Below are 17,992 nucleotides of genomic sequence, written 5' to 3' on the forward strand. Positions count from 1 at the left end.
CGAGAATCGGAACGCCGGGCCCCGGCCGCGTTGCGAAGGGTGCGCGAGGAGAGCGCTGGGGTCAGTAGCCGCCCCCCGGCTGCTGGGGACGCCCCGGGTACTGCTGCTGGCGGCCGTACGGGTCGTCGTACGGGGACGGCGCGGGAGCCGCCGGGCGGGGCGCCGCGGGACGCGGCATCGCCGGGCGCATCGCCTCGTACCCGTTCGGCGCCGCCGGGCGCGGCTGCTGCGCCCCCGGGTAGCCGCGCGGGCCCGCCTGCGGCGGGATGTACGGGGAGGGCGCCTGCTGCAGCCCGCCCGGCTGCATGCCACCGGGCTGCATTCCGCCCTGCTGGGGCGCCTGCTGCTGGTAGCCGGGCGGCGGGGTCTGCTGGGAGGGGGCGGCCGGGAGCGCGGGAAGCGCCGAGGGCAGTGCCGGAAGGTGACTTCCGCTGTCATACGCGGAAGGCACCCGGATGGGTGCGATCTGAGGCGTTCCCCGCTCGGCGACAAGGCTGTCGTAGATGGGGGTGTCCGGGAAGGACGGCGAGGAGTAATAGCCGCCGCCGTAGGTGCTGCGGGGGGAGGTCATAGACCATAAGTTAAGCCCACCATGTGCTGATTGGGGAGCCCGGTAAGAGGGTTGTTTTCAGTGTTCGGAGCGGTCGTGGACCCCCAATCGGACCGAACCCGGGAAAAACGGTCGTCAGGGTACGTTGAGATCCTGTAAAGAGCGCGTTTTCAGAGGGTCACATGCCCGTCCAGAAGATGAAGCGAACAGAAAGACAGGGGGACCGCATGGCGATGCGCAAAGGCAGCAACATCCAGGTCACGGCAGGGGCGGTGCGCGTCGAACTCGGCTGGCGCTCCGGCCCCGGAGCGCCGGACGTGGACGCCTCCGCGCTGCTGCTGGTGGCCGGAAAGGTTCGCTCCGACGCGGACTTCGTGTTCTACAACCAGGCGGTGCACGCCTCGGGCGCCGTACGGCACGAGGGCAAGCGGACGGCCGGTGACACCGTGACCGACACCCTCGCGGTCGATCTGGGCCGCGTGGAGCCCGCGATCGAGACCGTGGTGCTCGCCGCCTCCGCGGATGGCGGAACGTTTGGCCGGGTGCCCGGCCTGCACATCCGGCTCCTCGACGCGTCCGGCGGCGTGGAGATCGCCCGCTTCGACAGCGAGGACGCCTCCGTGGAAACCGCGTTCGTCCTCGGTGAGCTATACCGCAGGCAGGGCGGCTGGAAGTTCCGCGCCGTCGGCCAGGGGTACGACAGCGGGCTCGCGGGCCTCGCCACCGACTTCGGCATCAGCGTCGACGAACCGCAGCACGCGCCCGCTCCCGCCTCCGTCCCCGCGCCCCCGGCCGCGCCTCCCGCCCCGCCCACCGCGCCCCCGGCTCCGCCGTCGGGGCCTCCGGCCGCCGCCTTCCCGCCGCCGTCCGCGGCCGCCCCCGCGTCCTTCCCGCCGCCCCCGCCCCCGCCCGCACCGGGTCCGGGCCCGGTTCCGGGATCCGCGGGCGCGCCGGTGAGCCTCAGCAAGGTCACGCTGACCAAGGAGGCGCCCGCCGTCTCGCTCACCAAGCAGGGCGGCACCTCCGGCGCCCTGCGGGTCAACCTCAACTGGCAGGTGCACAAGCAGTTCCAGGGGTGGGGCCAGAAGCTCGGCCGGGCCCTGGCCCTGCACGGCGACCTCGACCTCGACTTGGGCGCGCTGTTCGAACTCGCCGACGGCAGCAAGGGCGTGGTGCAGGCGCTCGGCAACTCGTTCGGGTCGTTGCACCAGCCGCCGTTCATCCAGCTCGACGCCGACGACCGGACCGGTTCCCGGGCGGCCGGCGAGAACCTCACCGTCAACCTCGACCAGAAGGACGCGTTCCGTCGCATCCTCGTCTTCGTCACCATCTACGAAGGTGCGCGCAGCTTCGCGAACCTGCACGCCACCGTCACTCTTCAGCCACAATTCGGCGCGCCGGTCGACTTCTCCCTCGACGAGTGCACCGTCCCGTCCACGGTCTGCGCGCTCGCGCTCATCACCAACAACGGCGGCGACCTCGTCGTCCAGCGCGAGGCCCGCTATCTGGTGCCGGACCGCGGCGTCAGCCCGCAGCGCACCCTCGACCACGCCTACGGCTGGGGCATGAACTGGACCCCCGGCCGCAAGTGAGAATCCGGCCACCTTCTTGTCGGCCACATCCTGGTCAGGGCGCGGCGCTGGGGCGGGCGTAGGTGCGCCCCTTCCAGGCCGCGCCCCGCCCCAGCCAGTGCCGCGCCGCCGAGTCGACGGTCATCAGCAGATAGAGAAACGCCGTCAGCGGCAGCAGCGGCGCAAGCCAGAGGGTCTGCCGGTAGTAGCGCAGCATCGGGACGTACGTGGCGGTCATCAGCACCCACGCGGCGGCGCCCGCCGCGAGCGGCGCCGGGCGCCCGGTGACTGCGCCCGCGCACAGCGCGACGGGCGGCGTGAGATACACCACCGCGAGCCCCGCGACCGTCGCCATCAGCAGCAGCGGGTTGTGCCGCAGCTGGGTGTACGCGCTGCGCGAGACCATCCGCCACAGCTCGCCGAGCCCCGGATACGGCCGCACGCTGTCGACCCGGTCGGCGAGCCCCAGCCAGATCGCCCCGCCGGAGCGCTTGACCGCCCGGGCGAGCGCCACGTCGTCGATGACCGCCTGCCGGACGGCCTCCGGCACCCCGGCCCGCTCGGCCGCCTCCCGGCGCAGCAGCACGCAGCCGCCCGCGGCGGCCGCCCAGCGCCCCCGGCGCCGGTTGACCCACCGGAACGGATACAGCTGGGCGAAGAAGTACACGAACGCCGGGACGATCAGCCGCTCCCAGCCGGTGGCCACCCGCAGCCGCGCCATCTGCGACACCAGGTCCAGGCCGTGGGCCCGGGCGGCCCGCACCAACTCCCGCAGCGAGTCCGGTTCATGGGCGATGTCGGCGTCCGTCAGCAGCAGGAACTCGGCCTTGTCTCCGGCTGTGGCGAGCGCGATGCCGTGCCGCACCGCCCACAGCTTCCCGGTCCAGCCGGGCTCCGGCTCGCCCGGCGAGCCGACGGTCAGCGGCAGCCCGCCACAGGTGTCGGCGAGTTCACGGGCCAGCTTTCCGGTGCCGTCGCGGCTGCCGTCGTCGACGAGGAAGACCTCGGCCGATCCCGGATAGTCCTGGGCGAGCAGCGACGGCAGGCTCGCCGGCAGGACGGCGGCCTCGTCCCGGGCGGGCACCACGATGGCCACCGAGGGCCAGTCGCCGGGCTCCTCACCGGCCGGAGTCCCGGGGGCGCCGGCGGGAGTCCCGGGGGCACCGGCCGGAGTCCCGGGGGCGCCAGGAGGTGTCCGGGGCAGCCGGATATCCGTACGCCAGAAGAACCCCTGGCCCAGCAGCAGCCACAGCCATGCCACCAGGGCCCCGACGGCGATCCACGTCAGCGCGCTCACCCGCCGCAGTCTGCCCGAACCCGCGCCCGGGCGCGGGGGACTCGGGGCCGATCCTTTAAAGTGACGGGGTGAAGATCGCGCTAATGGACTCCGGATTCGGCCTGCTGCCCGCCGCGGCCGCGATGCACCGCCTTCGACCCGACGCCGATCTCGTCCTCTCCTCCGACCCCGACGGCATGCCGTGGGGTCCGCGTACGTCCGAGGACGTCATCGAACACGCCCTGGCCTGCGCCCGCGCCGCCGCCGCGCATCAGCCCGACGCGCTGATCGTCGCCTGCAACACCGCCTCCGTGCACGCCCTGCCCGCGCTGCGGGCCGAGCTGGAGCCCGGTCTGCCGGTCATCGGGACCGTACCCGCGATCAAGCCTGCGGCGGCCGGCGGCGGGCCCATCGCGATCTGGGCGACGCCCGCCACCACCGGCAGTCCGTACCAGCGCGAGCTGATCCGAGACTTCGCGGACGGCGTCGAGGTGACGGCCGTGGCCTGCCCCGGTCTCGCCGACGCCGTCCAGCACGTCGACGACGCGGCGATCGACGCCGCGGTGGCCGCCGCGGCGGCCCGCACCCCGGACGACGTCCGGGCCGTCGTCCTCGGCTGCACTCACTACGAGCTGGTCGCCGAACGCATCCGGGCCGCCGTCCAGCCCGCCGGCGCGCCGCCCATCGCCCTCCACGGGTCGGCCGGGGCCGTCGCCGCGCAGGCCCTGCGCCGGATCGGCGCCGAACCCTCCCTGCCGCCCGGCGCGGCCGCGTCCGCCCGCGGCACGCTCACGGTCATCCTCAGCGGCCGCGAGGCCATGCTCCCGGAAGCCGCGCTCGGCTACGCCGAGGGCCATCTGCTGGCCCCCGCCGCCCCCGCGCGGGGCTGACCGGGCTCTCTCCCACTGGCTCACCGGCTCACCGGCTCACCGGCCAAAACGCGGCCGTCGGCTGCCGTGGTAGCGGAACGTGAGTACCCTGCCAGTCATGAGGCCCCACGCCGAGGACCCCGAACACCACGGCAAGCAGACCCCGGGCCAGGGCACGCCCGCGGTCTGGACCGGTCGTGCCCACAACCGGGTGCAGTGGGTGCTGGCGACCGCTGGCGCCGCGTGTGTGGCGCTCGGCATCGACCTGGCCGTCGCCTCCCCCTGGACCACCGGGCTCGCCCCGCTCCTGATGTCGGTCATCGGCTGCCTCGCCGCCGGACTGCTGATGCTCTTCGGCACCCTCGCCTTCGTCCACGTCGCGGTGCGGGTCGACGAGGAGTGCCTGGAGATCCGCTGCGGCCACATGGGGCTGCCCCGCCGCCGCATCCCCCTCAGCGACGTGGTCCACGCCGATGTCGCCCCCCGCGTCACCCCCTGCCAGTGGGGCGGCTGGGGCTACCGGTGGCGCCCCGACAAGGGCACCGCGGTGGTGGTGCGGCGCGGCGAGGGGCTGGTGGTGCGGCTGGGGGACGGGCGGGTCTTCACGGTGACGGTGGACGACGCGGAGGTGGCGGTCCGGGTCATCCGCGACCGGTTGCGGCTGATCGCGACCCGCACGTCCCAGGTCTAGCGGGGCCCTCTCCCCAACCCCGCCCCTTCCCGAACCTTCCCGAACCGGGGACACCCCGGGCCCCGGTGGTGGCTCCGCCCGGCGGGGCGACGCCCGGCCCGGTGGCGCGGGGGCCGGGGCGTGTGGCGGTGTCCGCGCACCGGCCGGGCCGGGGCGCCGGGCTGCGGGCTGCTGCCGACGGGGTGGGACCGGCCAGGCGGCCGCGCCCTTCGCCGAGCGAGGTGGAGCCTTTGCGGGGCCGGGCAGTCTGGCGCGGCACGGTGAGCCGAGGTCCTGGCTCGCCGGTTGCTCCGCCCCGGCGGTGCTCCCGGCGGTGCTGGTGGGCCGGGCCGTGTGGTGCGGCCGCGGATCGGATCGGTGAGCTGGGGCGGGGCGGGCGACGGCGGGGTGAGCCGGGGGTCTGGCCCCGGCGGTGCGGACGCCGGGTTGGCGTGGGCGCCGTATCGGCCGGTGGGTCGGGCCCGGGCAGCGGGCCGTGTCGGGGCCGCGCTCGGGGTCCGGCTCGGTGCTGGTGGGCCGGGCCGCCGGGGCCGTCAGACGGGGGCGCAACGGGACGTGCGTACGGCCCCTCGCCGGTGTGGTGACCGCTGCCCCTGACGCCGCCGCGTGGCGTCAGGGGGGAGCCTGCAGGTGGCGGGCCGTCGCCAGGCCCGCCAGGAGGCCCGCTCCGGCCGTCACCTGCGGAAAGCTGAGCGCGTTGCCCAGGGACGCCTCGACGGCCAGGGCCGTCAGCGCGGCCGCCGCCGTCAGGGCGACGGGTGTGGAGCGGGGTGAGCGCCACAGCGCGTACAGCATCCACGCGAAGACCGCGCCCAGGAGCGCCACGCCCGGCAGGCCCTGGCCGGCGGCCTGCTGGAGCGGGGCGGAGTGCGGCGTGATCTCCGGTTCCGGTGATGCGGCGGCCGCCGGGCTCAGCTCGGCGAACAGGTCGGGCCCGGCGCCGCGCAGCGGGTTCGCCCCCGCGAGGTGGGCCGCGTCCTGCCACAGGCGGATCCGGTGCTCGGTGAGGTGGGACCGCAGCGACGACGGCAGACCGCCGGGCACCGCGCCCGCCGCGACCGCCCAGCATCCGCCGACGGCGATCGCGGCGACCAGGCCGAGCGCGGCCAGTCCCGCCAGCCGTCGCCGCAGCCGGGCGGCGGCCAGGGAGCACAGCAGGACCGCGCCGCTCGCGGCGCCGCCCGCCGGTGGGCCGCTCACCACGGCGGTGAGCGTGATCGTCAGGGCCAGCAGCCACAGGGCCGACCGGAGCGCGGCCCCGCGGGCGGCCCACGCGGCGCAGCAGGCCGCGCCGGTGGCCAGGGTGAGCTGGGCCGCGTCCAGCCCCTGGTGACCGCTCGGGCCGGTGCCGGTGGCCAGGGCCAGGCCGAGCCCCGCGAGCCCGGCGGCGGCCGCGCAGGCGACCGGCAGGAGCGACCCGGCGATGCGGCCGCAGGCGTACCCGGCGGCCACGGCCAATACGGCGAGCAGCACCCCCTCGGGGCGCGCGGTGCGCCCCATGGCGGAGATGAGTGCCCAGAGGGCGCAGGAAGCGAGAATCGCCACGCCCGCGATGTCGGGCGCACTGCCCAGGGCCTGGCTTCGGTGTTCGCTGTCGTGGTCCCGGTCGCGTTCCTGTACGACCGGTCCCAGCGCTGATGACGTCATCCCGTCGACCCCCCGTCGTGACGGGCATCGCGCAGCGACGGTAAGCCGCGTCGCGAGCCATGCACCGCGAACGGTAGCGCTTGGCATGAGGTATGTGTATATGTTGCGCAGAAACGATGTGTCAGTGGTGAAACGCCCCCCGAGCGCACAGAACGGGCGCCCGGCGCGGGCGATAGGCGCGCCTGCGGGCCCGGTGGATACCCTCACCGCATGGCGACCCCCGACTTCATCCGCGGCCTGCGGGCCTCCATCGGCCATGAACTTCTCTACCTGCCGGGCGTGAGCGCCGTCGTCTTCGACGACGAGGGCAGAGTGCTGCTGGGCCGTCGTGCCGACAACGGCCGCTGGGCGATCATCTGCGGCATCCCCGAGCCGGGCGAACAGCCCGCCACGGCGGTCGTGCGCGAGGTGCAGGAGGAGACGGCGGTGCGGTGCGTTCCGGAGCGCATCGTGCTCGTACGGACGTTGGCGCCGGTGACGTACCCCAATGACGACCGGTGCCAGTTCATGGACGTCTGCTTCCGCTGCCGCGCGGTGGGCGGCGAGGCGCGGGTGAACGACGACGAGTCGCTGGACGTGGGCTGGTTCCCGCTCGACGGGCTGCCGGAGCTGGAGGACTTCTCGCTCACCCGGATCAAGCAGGCGCTCGGCGAGGGGCCGACGTGGTTCGAACCCACCCCGGCGGAGTGAAGAGTGTGCCGGGCCCCCATGGGGCCGGGCGCGGGCGCCGCCTAGTGTGCTCCTCATGAGCGCGTCCCCCGTGCCCGGTCACACTCCGGGCTCCGCCCCCCGGCCCGCCGACGCCGGTCTCTCCGGCCGTACCGCAGTCGTCACCGGCGCCGCCGGGGGCATCGGGCGGGCGTGCACCCTGCGGCTGGCGGCCGCCGGGGCGCGGGTCCGGGCGGTCGACCTGGACGCCGAGGGCCTGGCCGATCTGGTCGCCTTCGCCGAGCGGACGGCCCGCCCGCCGGGCACCGTCGAGGCGTACGCCCTGGACCTGACCGACCTGGACGCGGCCGAAGGGGCCGCCGAGGGCGCCGACATCCTGGTCAACAACGCAGGGATCCAGCTCGTCCGCCCGATCGAGGACTTCCCGCCGGAGGTCTTCTCCCGGGTGCTGACGGTGATGCTGGAGGCCCCGTTCCGGCTGGTGCGGGGCGCGTTGCCGGGGATGTACGAGCAGGGCTGGGGGCGGATCGTGAACATCTCCTCCGTGCACGGGCTGCGCGCCTCCGCGTACAAGTCCGCGTATGTGGCCGCCAAACACGGTCTTGAGGGGCTTTCCAAGGTCGCCGCCCTGGAGGGCGCGCCCCACGGGGTCACGTCCAACTGCGTCAACCCCGGCTATGTGCGCACCCCACTGGTCGAGCGTCAGATCGCCGACCAGGCCGCCGCGCACGGCATCTCCCCGGAGCGCGTCGTCTCCGAGGTGCTGCTGGCCGATTCGGCGGTCAAGCGGCTCGTCGAACCGGAGGAGGTGGCGGAGGCCGTGGCGTATCTGTGCGGTCCGCACTCCTCGTTCATCACCGGTGCTTCGCTCACCATGGACGGCGGATGGACGGCCCACTGAACGGCCCGCTGAACGACCGGCGGGACGGCCCGCTGAACGACCGGCCGGACGGCCCGCTGCCCGGCCGTCCTGCGGACCGCCCACCGGGCCGTACGACGCCCGGCGCCGCCGCGGCCGGCGGGAGTAAGGCCGCACCCGACGACCAGCCGGAGACCCCGTACCTGGAACTGCTCGCGCGCGGCGCGCCTCCCGAGGCGTACGAGCGGCCCGGGCTGCTGGCGCGCGCCGAGAAGGCCCCGGCCGAGCGGCTGGCCGCCCTGGAGCGGGCCAAGCTGCTCGCCCTGCGGGTGCGCGGCGAACTGGAGGGGCGCAGGCGCCGCGAGGCCGAGCTGTCCGCGCTCTTCGAGACCGCCCACGACCTCGCCGGGCTGCGCGATCTGGACGCGGTCCTCCAGGCCATCGTGCAGCGCGCCCGTTCGCTCCTGGGGACCGAGGTCGCGTATCTGACCCTCAACGACCCGACCGCCGGGGATACCTATATGCGGGTCACCGACGGTTCGGTCTCGGCGCGCTTCCAGCAACTGCGGCTCGGCATGGGGGAGGGCCTGGGCGGGCTCGTCGCCCAGACCGCGCGCCCCTATGTGACCGACAGCTACTTCGACGACCTCCGCTTCCAGCACACCCGGACCATCGACGCGGGCGTCAGCGACGAGGGCCTGGTCGCGATCCTCGGTGTGCCGCTGCTGCTCGGCAGCGGCGTCATCGGGGTGCTGTTCGCGGCCGACCGGCGGGTCCGCGTCTTCGAGCGCGAGCAGATCGCCCTGCTCGCCTCCTTCGCCGCGCACGCCGCCGTCGCCATCGACACGGCCAATCTGCTCGCCGAGACGCGGACGGCACTTTCCGAACTGGAGGCCGCCAACGAGATCATCCGCGACCGCAGCGGTGTCATCGAGCGCGCCTCCGAGGTCCACGACCGGCTCGCCGAACTCGTGCTGCGCGGTGGCGGGGTGCGGGACGTGGCCGCCGCCGTGGCCGAGGTGCTGAGCGGTTCGGTGGAGTTCCTGGAGGCGCACGAGGCGTCCGCGGACGCCCTCGACCGGTCGCGGGCCGACGGCCACGCCGTACGCCACGGAGACGACTGGATCGCGGCCGTCTCCGCGGGCGGCGAACTCCTCGGCGCGCTCGTCCTGCACGGCCACCCCCGGCTCGACCCCGTGGACCAGCGCACCCTGGAGCGCGCCGCCATGGTCACCTCGCTGCTGCAGCTCGCCCGCCGCTCGGCGGGCGAGGCCGAACAGCGGGTGCGCGGCGAACTGCTGGACGATCTGCTCGACGCGCCCGACCGGGAGCCGCGGCTGCTGCGGGAGCGTGCCGCGCGGCTGCGCGCGGACCTGGACGCGCCTCATGTGGTCCTCGCCGCGGGCATCGACGTGCCCCGCGCCGCGCCGGGCGGCGAGCCCGCGGCCGAACCCGCCGTCGCGCCGGGCCCGGGCGCCGCCGAGGACGCCGCCGACCGGATGCGCCTGTGGTCCGCCGCCTCCCATCTGGCCGCCACCCGGCAGGGTCTGGCCGCGGCGCGCGACGGCGGCACGGTGCTGCTGCTGCCGCTCGCCGTGGGCGACACCGCCGACGCCCTCGCCCGCCGCGCCGCCCGGCAGCTGGGCACCGCCGTGCACGCGCCCGTCACCGTCGGCGCCTCCGCACCCGTCGCCGCGCCCGCCGCCCGCCCCGCCGAGGTCGCCGCCTCGTACGCCGAGGCCCGGCGCTGCCTGGCCGCCCTGCGAGTGCTGGGCCGGGCCGGCGAGGGGGCCGCCGCCGAGGACTTCGGCTTCCTCGGCCTGCTCCTGGCCGGTACGCGGGACGGCGCCCCGGACGGCACCCGGGTGCGGGACTTCGTCACGCGCACCATCGGGGCGGTCGTGGAGTACGACGCGCGGCGCGGCACCGGGCTGGTCCGCACGCTGGACGCGTACTTCGCCAGCGGGATGAGCCCGGCGCGCACCAAGGACGAGCTGCATGTGCACGTGAACACGGTGGCGCAGCGGCTGGAGCGGGTGGGGCGGCTGCTCGGCGCCGACTGGCAGTCGCCCGCGCGGTCGCTGGAGATACAACTGGCGCTGCGGCTGCACCGGCTGACGGGGGCCGTGGAGCGCTGATCCGGCCTCATCGACACGACTAGGCCGAGGTGGAACGGGAGGGCTCCGACGCCGCCCGCGGCTCATCGGCTTCGCCCGGCTCGATGGCCGCCAGGTCGCGTTCGCGGGTCTCCTTCGCCGCGCCGACCGCCACCACCGTGAGCAGCGCCGCCGCGATGACGTACAGGGCGATCGGGGTGGCGCTGTCGTAGTCGGCGAGCAGCGCGGTGGCGATCAGCGGCGCGGGCGCCCCGGCCGCGACCGAGGAGAACTGGGCGCCGATCGAGGCGCCCGAGTACCGCATCCGCGTCGCGAACATCTCCGAGAAGAACGCCGCCTGGGGCGCGTACATCGCGCCGTGGAAGACCAGCCCGACCGTGACCGCGAGGACCAGCGCCCCGAAGTGCTCCGAGTCGATGAGGGCGAAGAAGGGGAACGCCCACGCGCCGACGCCCACGGCGCCCAGCAGATAGACCGGGCGGCGGCCGACGCGGTCCGACAGCGCGCCCCAGGCCGGGATCGTCGCGAAGTGCACGGCGGAGGCGATGAGTACGGCGTTCAGCGCGGTCTGCTTGCCGAGGCCCACATGGTCGGAGGTGGCGTAGACGAGGACGAAGGCCGTGATCACGTAGTAGCTGATGTTCTCGGCCATCCGGGCGCCCATCGCGACCAGGACGTCCCGCCAGTGGTGGCGCAGGACGGCCACCAGCGGCATCCTCTCCGCCACATCGGTGGTCTTGCGCGCCTCGGCCTGGGCCAGCGCGGCCTTGAACACGGGTGATTCATCGACAGAGAGACGAATCCACAAGCCGACCAGCACCAGCACGCCCGAGAGCAGGAACGGCACCCGCCACCCCCAGGACTCGAACGCGCCCTCCGACAGCAGGCCGGTCAGCGCGGACAGCACGCCGGTGGCCAGCAACTGCCCGGCGGGCGCGCCGGTCTGCGGCCAGGACGCCCAGAATCCGCGCCGCCGCGCGTCCCCGTGCTCGGACACCAGCAGCACCGCCCCGCCCCATTCGCCGCCGAGCGCGAAGCCCTGCACCAGCCGCAGCGTGGTGAGCAGAACGGGCGCCGCCGAGCCGACGGTGGCGTGCGTCGGCAGCAGACCGATCGCACAGGTCGCCCCGCCCATCAGCAGCAGGCTCAGGATCAGCAGCTTCTTACGGCCGAGCCGGTCGCCGTAGTGCCCGAACACCAGGGCGCCGATCGGCCGGGCGGCGAAGCCGACCGCGTACGTCAGGAACGACAGCAGGGTGCCGACGAGCGGATCGGAGTCGGGGAAGAAGAGCTTGTTGAAGACGAGCGCGGCGGCCGACCCGTAGAGGAAGAAGTCGTACCACTCGATGGTGGTGCCGATGAGGCTCGCCGCGACGATGCGGCGCAGCGATCCGGGACTGGTCGGAGGAGCCATGGTTACCACTTCCGAGCGGGTGCGGGGACGGATTCGTGTGCCACACCGTAGAAATGCGCATGTCAGCTCGGATATGTACGCGGGCTACACACTTCCGCCGTCCGCTGCGGGCGCCGCACCCATGCGAACGGGCCCGGGGGTTCCGGCGTCCCCGGGCCCGTGCGGACCGCTTCACACCTTGCGGTAGTCGTACGCCTCCGCCGCGGCCCCGGCGACCGTGTCCACGTCCGCGCCGGTGGACGCGGTGACCACGGCCGCCACCGCGCCCTCCACGAGCGGCGCGTCCACCAGCCGGGAGCCCTCCGGCAGTTCGTCCTCCTCGGCCAGCAGCGCCTTGACGGTCAGTACGGCGCTGCCGAGGTCGACCAGTATGGCCACCCCGGCGCCCTGGTCGACCGCGTACGCCGCGTCGCGTATCAGCTCCTCGCTGGTGCCGAATCCGCCGTCCGGGGTGCCGCCCGCGGCGCGCACGGGCGCGGTGCCGCCCCCGGCCAGCGCGGTGGCCAGCCGGGCGACCGACTCGGCGACCTCCCCGCTGTGCGACACGACGACGACCCCGACCAGCTTTTCGCCGCCGTTCCCGGTCATCGGACGGCCTCCGCCAGCGCCGCGACGATCAGCGCGGACGAGGTGGCGCCGGGGTCCTGATGGCCGACGCTGCGCTCGCCCAGATAGCTGGCCCGGCCCTTGCGCGCCAGCATCGGTACGGTCGCCAGCGCGCCCTTGTCGGCGGCCTCGCCCGCCGCGGTGAACGAGGCGGTGTCGCCGCCCAGCGCCTCCACCGCGGGGAGCAGCGCGTCCAGCATGGTCTTGTCGCCCGGCGCGGCCCCGCCGAGCTGGGCCACCGCGTCCACCCCGGCCCGCAGCGCGTCCGCCAGCTGCCGGGGAGTGACCTCCGCCGCGTCCCCCAGCGCCTTGCCCGCGCGCCGCAGCAGCGTCCCGTACAGCGGCCCGGAGGCGCCGCCCACCTTCGAGATCAGCTGGCGCCCGGCCAGGATGAGCGCGGCGCCGGGCGATCCCGGCGGCTCCTTCTCCAGCGCGTCGGTGACGGCCGCGAAACCGCGCTGCATATTGGTGCCGTGGTCGGCGTCGCCGATCGCGGAGTCCAGCTCGGTGAGCCGGGCCGCCTCGCGGTGCACGGACTCGGCCGCGGCGGTGAGCCAGCGTTGGAAGAAAGAGGTGTCGAGCGCATGTTCGACTGCGGATTCACTGCTGGACACAGACGCCTCCTCATGACGGTAACCGACGGCGACAGCGTACGTATCGGGCCAGGTGGCGGGATGGTCCGGGTTCAGCAGCCCCAGCGCAGCCCGGCGGTCCGTACGGGCGCGTCCCACAGCCGCAGCAGGTCCTCGTCGACCTGGCACAGCGTGACCGAGGCGCCCGCCATGTCGAGTGATGTGACGTAGTTGCCGACGAGCGTACGTGCCACGGCCACGCGGCGCTCGCCGAGCACCCGGTGCACCTCGGCCGCGAAGCCGTACAGCTCCAGCTGCGGGGTCGCCCCCATTCCGTTGACCAGGACGAGCACCGGGTTGTCCGGGCGCAGGTCGTCCAGCACCGCGTCCACCGCGTAGTCGGCGATCTCGCGCGAGGTCATCATGGCCCGCCGCTCCCGCCCCGGCTCGCCGTGGATGCCCACGCCCAACTCCAGCTCCCCGGCGGGCAGATCGAAGGTGGGGCCGCCCTTGGCGGGCGTCGTGCAGGGGGACAGCGCCACGCCGAAGCTGCGCGAGGACGCGTTGACCCGGCGGGCGATCGCCTCCACCCGCTCCAGCGGCGCCCCCTCCTCGGCCGCCGCGCCCGCGATCTTCTCCACGAACAGGGTCGCGCCGGTGCCGCGCCGGCCCGCCGTGTGGGTGCTGTCGGTCACCGCCACATCGTCGTCGACGAGCACCTTGGCGACCTGGATGCCCTCGTCCTCGGCCAGTTCGGCCGCCATCTCGAAGTTGAGCACGTCGCCGGTGTAGTTCTTGACGACGAACAGCACCCCCTTGCCGCTGTCCACGGCGGCCGCCGCGCGCACCATCTGGTCGGGCACGGGGGAGGTGAAGACCTCGCCGGGGCAGGCCGCGTCGAGCATGCCGACACCGACGAACCCGCCATGCAGCGGCTCGTGGCCGGAGCCGCCGCCGGAGAGCAGGGCCACCTTGTCGGGCACCGGCGCGTCCCGCCGGACGATCACCCGGTTCTCGACATCCACCGTCAGTTCGGGATGGGAGGCGGCCAGTCCGCGCAGTGCGTCGGCGACCACGGTTTCGGCCACATTGATGAGCATCTTCATGGGAGTGTTCGTCCTCCACCGGGTGGGAGCTGTGCACCGCTGCAACAGCGTACGGATCCGGCGCGGTCATGGCACCCCTGGGGCGCTGAGCCGAACAGCCTAATAAGCAGAAAAAGGTACATAGGCATCATATGGTGCGCGCATGGAGAACACTGCCGCACCGGCGGCCGCCGCCGCGCGCCCGCGCCCGTATCCACCCCGGCCGCCGCGCCACCGGCGCCGCGCACCGTGGCTCGCGGTGGTCGCCGTCGGCTATGCGGTGGTCCAGCTCACCGTGGTCGTCCCGCACGTCGGACACGCGCTGGGCTGGGACGAGTCCGTGTACGTCTCCCAGGTGGACCCGCGCACCCCGGCCGCGTACTTCAGCGCACCGCGCTCGCGCGGCATCAGCATGCTGGTCTCCCCGGTGGTGGCCGCCACGTCCTCCATCACGGCGCTCCGGGTCCTCCTCACGGTGCTTTCCGCGGGCGCCCTCTACACCGCCTTCCGCGTCTGGAACAGGTTGCTGCCCCGCGGTCCCGTGGCGCTCGCCGCGCTGCTCTTCGCCGGGCTGTGGATCACCACGATCAGCGGCCCCGCCGTGATGCCCAACCTCTGGGTCGCGCTCGGCGCGGTGGCCGCGGTCGGCTGGTTCCTGCGCCTGCCCGCCGAGCCGGGCGCCCGCTGGTGGCTCGCCGCCCTCGTCGCCGGCGTGACGCTCGTCCGTACCCCCGACGGCGGCTGGCTGGCCGTTCCGCTGCTGGCCGTCGCCCTCCGGTTGCGGACCTGGCGGCCCGCCGTGCTCCCGCTGGTGGGCGGGCTCCTGCTGGGCGCCGCGCAGTGGATCGGCGAGGCCTACGACCGCTTCGGCGGCATCGGCGGGCGGCTGGACGTCTCCAGCGACGTCGAGGGCGGCATGGGCCTCCACTTCGCCGTGGGCGCCGCGCTGCGCAGCCTCAACGGGCCCCAGCTGTGCCGCCCGTGCGAGGTGCCGCTGCGCCACCCGGAGCTGACCCTGTGGTGGCTGTCGCTGCCGCTGCTGACCCTGGCCGCCGTCGCCCTCGTCCTGCGGGACCGTCACGAGCGGCGGAACCGGGTGCGCGTCGGGCTCGGCCGGCCGCACGCCGACCGGGAGCCCGGTGTGCCCGTCACCGTGCTGCCCGTCGTCTGCGCGGCCTCCCTCGCCGTCCCCTACCTGCTGCTCATCGACTACTCCGCGCCGCGCTTCCTGATGCCGTCCTACGCGCTGCTCGCCCTGCCCATCGCCGCGCTGGGCTTCCGCGCCGTACGCGCCGCACGCTCGCCCCGCCACATGGCCACCGCGCTCGGGATCGTCGTCCTGCTCCATCTGGGCAGCCAGTTCGCCGTCCTCACGCACACCTCGGAGGTGTCCGAGAAGACCACCGGGCGCTACCGGACCGCCGCCGACGGGCTGAAGCGGCTGGGGCTGCGGCCGCCGTGCCTGGTGGCCGGCGACCGGGCCCTGCCCGTCGCGTACCACGCGGGCTGCGGCTCCGCCCAGACCAGCGGCAACAACCGCTCCACCACCGTGTCCGGGCTGCTGCGGCGGGCCGCGCACGAACCCACCGCGCTGCTCGTCCGGCGCGACCACGGCGCCCGGCCGCCGTCCTACGCCCGCACCTGGATCGGGTTTCCGCTGGCGGGGACGGAGTGGAGCGCCTATCTGCCGCCGGACCAGGCGCGCCAAGTGGCCTCGCGGGGCGCGGAGGAGTCCCTTCAGTCCCGGAAATCCGGACACAAGGCGTCGGGTAACCCCGCGAGCATGGGTGCCATGACGACGCATCCGATCACCAGTTGGGCCGGATTCCAGGCGGCGGAGCCCGGCTTCGCCACGGCAGCGCAGGAGCGCTTCGAGCGCTACCGCACCCATGTCCTGGCCACCGTGCGGCAGGACGGCTCCCCGCGGCTGACACCCCTGGAGGTCACCTTCCGCTTCGGGGAACTGTGGCTCGGCATGATGCCCGACTCGCGCAAGGCCGTCGATCTGCGCCGCGACCAGCGCTTCTCGATCCAGGCCAACCCGGGCCCCGACGGCGGCACCCCCGGCGGCGACGTGCGGATCAGCGGCCGGGCCGTCGAGGTGACCGACCCGGACTCGCTCGCCCGCTTCGCCGCCGAGGTCCATCCGCCCGAGCCCTTCCACCTCTTCCGCGCCGAGGTGACCGAGGTCGTGCACACCGAGGCCGGGGAATCCGGCCTGGTGCTGCGGACCTGGCAACCCGGCCAACCGGTCCGCGTCGTACGGCGCGGGACGGACGACAGCCCGCCCCGGGTGGACGAGGCGGGCTGAGCCGCCGGGTGCTCCGCGGCCCTTCCGTATTTCTGGAACGCGTTCTACCGTGCCCCTCGATCCCAGGACGCTCCCAGACCGCCGTCGTGGCGCACGCGAGACTCCAGGAGGGGCCGTGGACCTCGAATTCACCCCTGAGCAGCGGAAGTTACGAGCCGAGCTGCGCACCTACTTCGCCGAGCTGGTCCCCGACGACGCCTACGCCCGCTACGCGGACCCCGCCGTGCAGAAGCGGTTCTACCGCGAGACCATCCGCCGCCTCGGCACCGACGGCTGGCTGGGCGTGGGCTGGCCCCAGGAGTACGGCGGACGGGGACTGGGCCCGGTCGAACAGTTCATCTTCTTCGACGAGGCCGCCCAGGCGGGCGTACCGCTGCCGCTGATGGCCCTCAACACGGTCGGCCCCACGCTCATGCGCTACGGCACCGACGAGCAGAAGCGGTACTTCCTGCCGCGCGTCCTCTCCGGCGAGATCGACTTCGCGATCGGCTACAGCGAGCCCGACGCCGGAACCGACCTCGCCGCCCTCAAGACCCGCGCCGTACGGGACGGCGACGACTACGTGGTGAACGGCCAGAAGACCTGGACCACCAACGGGGACACCGCCGACTGGGTCTGGCTCGCCGTCCGCACCGACCCCGCCGCGAAGCCCCACCACGGCATCAGCATCCTGCTCGTACCGACCACCGACCCCGGCTACTCCCGCACAGTCATCACCACCCTCGCCTCCCACGACACCACCGCCAGCTACTACGAGAACATCCGGGTCCCGGCCACCCGCCGCGTCGGCGCCGAGAACGAGGGCTGGCGCATGATCACCACCCAGCTCAACTACGAACGCGTCACCCTCGCCGCCCACGGCACCATGGCCATCCGCGCCTTGCGCGGCGTCCGGCAGTGGGCCGCCGACACCAAGCTCCCGGACGGCCGCCGGGTCATCGACCTGGCCTGGGTACGCGCCCGGCTGGCCCGTACCCACGCCCGGCTGGACGCCATGAAGGTGCTCAACTGGCAGATGGTGGACGCCCTCCAGCGCGACACCCTGACCCCGCAGGACGCCTCCGCCGTCAAGGTCTACGGCTCCGAGGCGCGCCGCGACGCCTACGCCTGGCTCATGGAGATCGTCGGCGCCGCGGGCCCGCTCAAGGAGGGCTCGGCGGGCGCGGTCCTCCACGGCGAGCTGGAACGCGGCTACCGCAGCGCGGTCGTCTTCACCTTCGGCGGCGGCAACAACGAGATCCAGCGGGAGATCATCTCCTGGATCGGCCTGGGCATGCCACGGGTACGCCGCTGACCCGCCGTGGTCGGGACTTTTCATTGGATCGATCGCCTGGGCCGCTGCCGCGGTAGCGCTGTCTTGCCTCCGGAGAGGGGCGCTGAGACCGCGCCGGCGGCGAGGTGAAGCGGTGGTCGGGCGGATCCCGAGCGCCGACGGCCGCTGCCGCCCGCTGTCCCCGGTCGTCAGCGCGGGGCAGGTGAGCGCACCCCACCGTTTGCCGGATCTTTCCCTGATCGCCTGACGTGACCACTTGCCATCGACCGACGACCCCCATATGGTCGTACGAACGTAAGTCATACGATCATAATTCAAAACCTCAAGGGAGTCGGGATGGCGACAAAGCAACCGGTGGCGCTCGTGACAGGAGCCTCATCGGGGATCGGCAAGGAGACGGCCCGCGCCTTCGTCGCGGCGGGTTTCGAGGTGATCGGAACCGGCCGCAAGACCTCCGGGCTCACCCCGCCCGCCGGTGTGAC

Annotated in this window: 16 protein-coding genes; 9 read left to right on the forward strand and 7 right to left on the reverse strand. The window is 74.1% G+C overall.

All coding sequences use genetic code 11. From position 1 onward, the window contains the following. Nucleotides 1-61: 61 nt before the first annotated feature. Nucleotides 62-571: a DUF6643 family protein gene (locus ACFZCY_RS43020; RefSeq protein ID WP_391186801.1), complete on the reverse strand. Its 510-nt coding sequence runs from the start codon at nt 569-571 to the stop codon at nt 62-64. A gap of 206 nt (nt 572-777) precedes the next feature. Between ACFZCY_RS43020 and ACFZCY_RS43025 the strand changes: the two genes are divergently transcribed. Further along, nucleotides 778-2,142, forward strand: coding sequence for a TerD family protein (locus ACFZCY_RS43025; RefSeq protein ID WP_391186804.1), 1,365 nt, complete (start codon nt 778-780; stop codon nt 2,140-2,142). A 34-nt stretch (nt 2,143-2,176) separates the two neighbouring features. Here ACFZCY_RS43025 and ACFZCY_RS43030 read toward each other — a convergent pair whose 3' ends face one another. Continuing rightward, nucleotides 2,177-3,418 (reverse strand): glycosyltransferase, encoded by a 1,242-nt coding sequence (locus ACFZCY_RS43030; RefSeq protein WP_391186807.1) that lies wholly within the window; start codon nt 3,416-3,418, stop codon nt 2,177-2,179. A gap of 68 nt (nt 3,419-3,486) precedes the next feature. Here ACFZCY_RS43030 and ACFZCY_RS43035 point away from each other — a divergent pair, with 68 nt between their 5' ends. Next, nucleotides 3,487-4,287 carry an aspartate/glutamate racemase family protein gene (locus tag ACFZCY_RS43035; RefSeq protein ID WP_391186810.1) on the forward strand — a complete coding sequence of 267 codons (801 nt, stop codon included), beginning with the start codon at nt 3,487-3,489 and terminating at the stop codon, nt 4,285-4,287. Nucleotides 4,288-4,384: 97 nt separating this feature from the next. Then, on the forward strand, nt 4,385-4,957 hold the full coding sequence (locus ACFZCY_RS43040; protein WP_391186812.1) for a hypothetical protein: 573 nt from the start codon (nt 4,385-4,387) through the stop codon (nt 4,955-4,957). Nucleotides 4,958-5,569: 612 nt separating this feature from the next. Here the strand turns inward: ACFZCY_RS43040 and ACFZCY_RS43045 are convergent. Continuing rightward, complete coding sequence (locus ACFZCY_RS43045; protein ID WP_391186815.1) at nt 5,570-6,604, reverse strand: O-antigen ligase family protein; 1,035 nt, start codon at nt 6,602-6,604, stop codon at nt 5,570-5,572. A gap of 210 nt (nt 6,605-6,814) precedes the next feature. On the opposite strand from ACFZCY_RS43045, the gene ACFZCY_RS43050 reads away from it, so the two are divergent. The 3 genes from ACFZCY_RS43050 to ACFZCY_RS43060 are packed head-to-tail and all read left to right on the forward strand — an operon-like array spanning nt 6,815 to nt 10,270. Next, a complete protein-coding gene (locus ACFZCY_RS43050) occupies nt 6,815-7,294 on the forward strand; it encodes an NUDIX domain-containing protein (protein ID WP_391186818.1) in 480 nt (159 codons plus the stop codon). A 55-nt stretch (nt 7,295-7,349) separates the two neighbouring features. Beyond that, the gene (locus ACFZCY_RS43055) at nt 7,350-8,174 is read left to right on the forward strand and encodes a 3-hydroxybutyrate dehydrogenase (RefSeq protein WP_391186821.1); all 825 of its coding nucleotides are present in this window, start codon (nt 7,350-7,352) and stop codon (nt 8,172-8,174) included. Continuing rightward, nucleotides 8,159-10,270: a GAF domain-containing protein gene (locus ACFZCY_RS43060; protein ID WP_391186824.1), complete on the forward strand. Its 2,112-nt coding sequence runs from the start codon at nt 8,159-8,161 to the stop codon at nt 10,268-10,270. Before ACFZCY_RS43055 ends, ACFZCY_RS43060 begins: the two co-directional genes overlap by 16 nt. A gap of 19 nt (nt 10,271-10,289) precedes the next feature. Here the strand turns inward: ACFZCY_RS43060 and ACFZCY_RS43065 are convergent, their stop codons facing one another. The 4 genes from ACFZCY_RS43065 to dhaK form a co-directional block, all read right to left on the reverse strand. Next, complete coding sequence (locus tag ACFZCY_RS43065) at nt 10,290-11,663, reverse strand: MFS transporter (protein WP_391186827.1); 1,374 nt, start codon at nt 11,661-11,663, stop codon at nt 10,290-10,292. A gap of 171 nt (nt 11,664-11,834) precedes the next feature. Continuing rightward, nucleotides 11,835-12,251, reverse strand: coding sequence for a PTS fructose transporter subunit IIA (locus ACFZCY_RS43070; RefSeq protein WP_361489597.1), 417 nt, complete (start codon nt 12,249-12,251; stop codon nt 11,835-11,837). Then, nucleotides 12,248-12,883 (reverse strand): dihydroxyacetone kinase subunit DhaL, encoded by a 636-nt coding sequence (dhaL, locus tag ACFZCY_RS43075; protein ID WP_391186831.1) that lies wholly within the window; start codon nt 12,881-12,883, stop codon nt 12,248-12,250. Before dhaL ends, ACFZCY_RS43070 begins: the two co-directional genes overlap by 4 nt. Nucleotides 12,884-12,954: 71 nt before the next feature. Continuing rightward, nucleotides 12,955-13,947 carry a dihydroxyacetone kinase subunit DhaK gene (gene dhaK / locus ACFZCY_RS43080; protein WP_391186834.1) on the reverse strand — a complete coding sequence of 331 codons (993 nt, stop codon included), beginning with the start codon at nt 13,945-13,947 and terminating at the stop codon, nt 12,955-12,957. Between the two features lie 142 nt (nt 13,948-14,089). On the opposite strand from dhaK, the gene ACFZCY_RS43085 reads away from it, so the two are divergent. The 3 genes from ACFZCY_RS43085 to ACFZCY_RS43095 form a co-directional block, all read left to right on the forward strand. Beyond that, nucleotides 14,090-16,237 carry a pyridoxamine 5'-phosphate oxidase family protein gene (locus tag ACFZCY_RS43085; protein WP_391186837.1) on the forward strand — a complete coding sequence of 716 codons (2,148 nt, stop codon included), beginning with the start codon at nt 14,090-14,092 and terminating at the stop codon, nt 16,235-16,237. A 115-nt stretch (nt 16,238-16,352) separates the two neighbouring features. Beyond that, nucleotides 16,353-17,531: an acyl-CoA dehydrogenase family protein gene (locus ACFZCY_RS43090; protein ID WP_391186840.1), complete on the forward strand. Its 1,179-nt coding sequence runs from the start codon at nt 16,353-16,355 to the stop codon at nt 17,529-17,531. 315 nt (nt 17,532-17,846) lie between these two features. Further along, a partial coding sequence (locus ACFZCY_RS43095) for an SDR family NAD(P)-dependent oxidoreductase (protein ID WP_391186852.1) occupies nt 17,847-17,992 on the forward strand: 146 nt, incomplete at its 3' end.

Origin of the sequence: Streptomyces sp. NPDC007983 (genome assembly GCF_042958345.1) — a bacterium.
In the GTDB taxonomy this organism is placed as follows: domain Bacteria; phylum Actinomycetota; class Actinomycetes; order Streptomycetales; family Streptomycetaceae; genus Streptomyces.

What these genes read in the sequence shown, in the direction of transcription:
- ACFZCY_RS43020 (WP_391186801.1), bottom strand. Translation starts at nt 571, where the DNA reads ATGACCTCCCCCCGCAGCACCTACGGCGGCGGCTATTACTCCTCGCCG.
- ACFZCY_RS43025 (WP_391186804.1), top strand. Translation starts at nt 778, where the DNA reads ATGGCGATGCGCAAAGGCAGCAACATCCAGGTCACGGCAGGGGCGGTG.
- ACFZCY_RS43040 (WP_391186812.1), top strand. Translation starts at nt 4,385, where the DNA reads ATGAGGCCCCACGCCGAGGACCCCGAACACCACGGCAAGCAGACCCCG.
- ACFZCY_RS43045 (WP_391186815.1), bottom strand. Translation starts at nt 6,604, where the DNA reads ATGACGTCATCAGCGCTGGGACCGGTCGTACAGGAACGCGACCGGGAC.
- ACFZCY_RS43050 (WP_391186818.1), top strand. Translation starts at nt 6,815, where the DNA reads ATGGCGACCCCCGACTTCATCCGCGGCCTGCGGGCCTCCATCGGCCAT.
- ACFZCY_RS43055 (WP_391186821.1), top strand. Translation starts at nt 7,350, where the DNA reads ATGAGCGCGTCCCCCGTGCCCGGTCACACTCCGGGCTCCGCCCCCCGG.
- ACFZCY_RS43060 (WP_391186824.1), top strand. Translation starts at nt 8,159, where the DNA reads ATGGACGGCCCACTGAACGGCCCGCTGAACGACCGGCGGGACGGCCCG.
- ACFZCY_RS43065 (WP_391186827.1), bottom strand. Translation starts at nt 11,663, where the DNA reads ATGGCTCCTCCGACCAGTCCCGGATCGCTGCGCCGCATCGTCGCGGCG.
- ACFZCY_RS43070 (WP_361489597.1), bottom strand. Translation starts at nt 12,251, where the DNA reads ATGACCGGGAACGGCGGCGAAAAGCTGGTCGGGGTCGTCGTCGTGTCG.
- dhaK (WP_391186834.1), bottom strand. Translation starts at nt 13,947, where the DNA reads ATGAAGATGCTCATCAATGTGGCCGAAACCGTGGTCGCCGACGCACTG.
- ACFZCY_RS43085 (WP_391186837.1), top strand. Translation starts at nt 14,090, where the DNA reads ATGGAGAACACTGCCGCACCGGCGGCCGCCGCCGCGCGCCCGCGCCCG.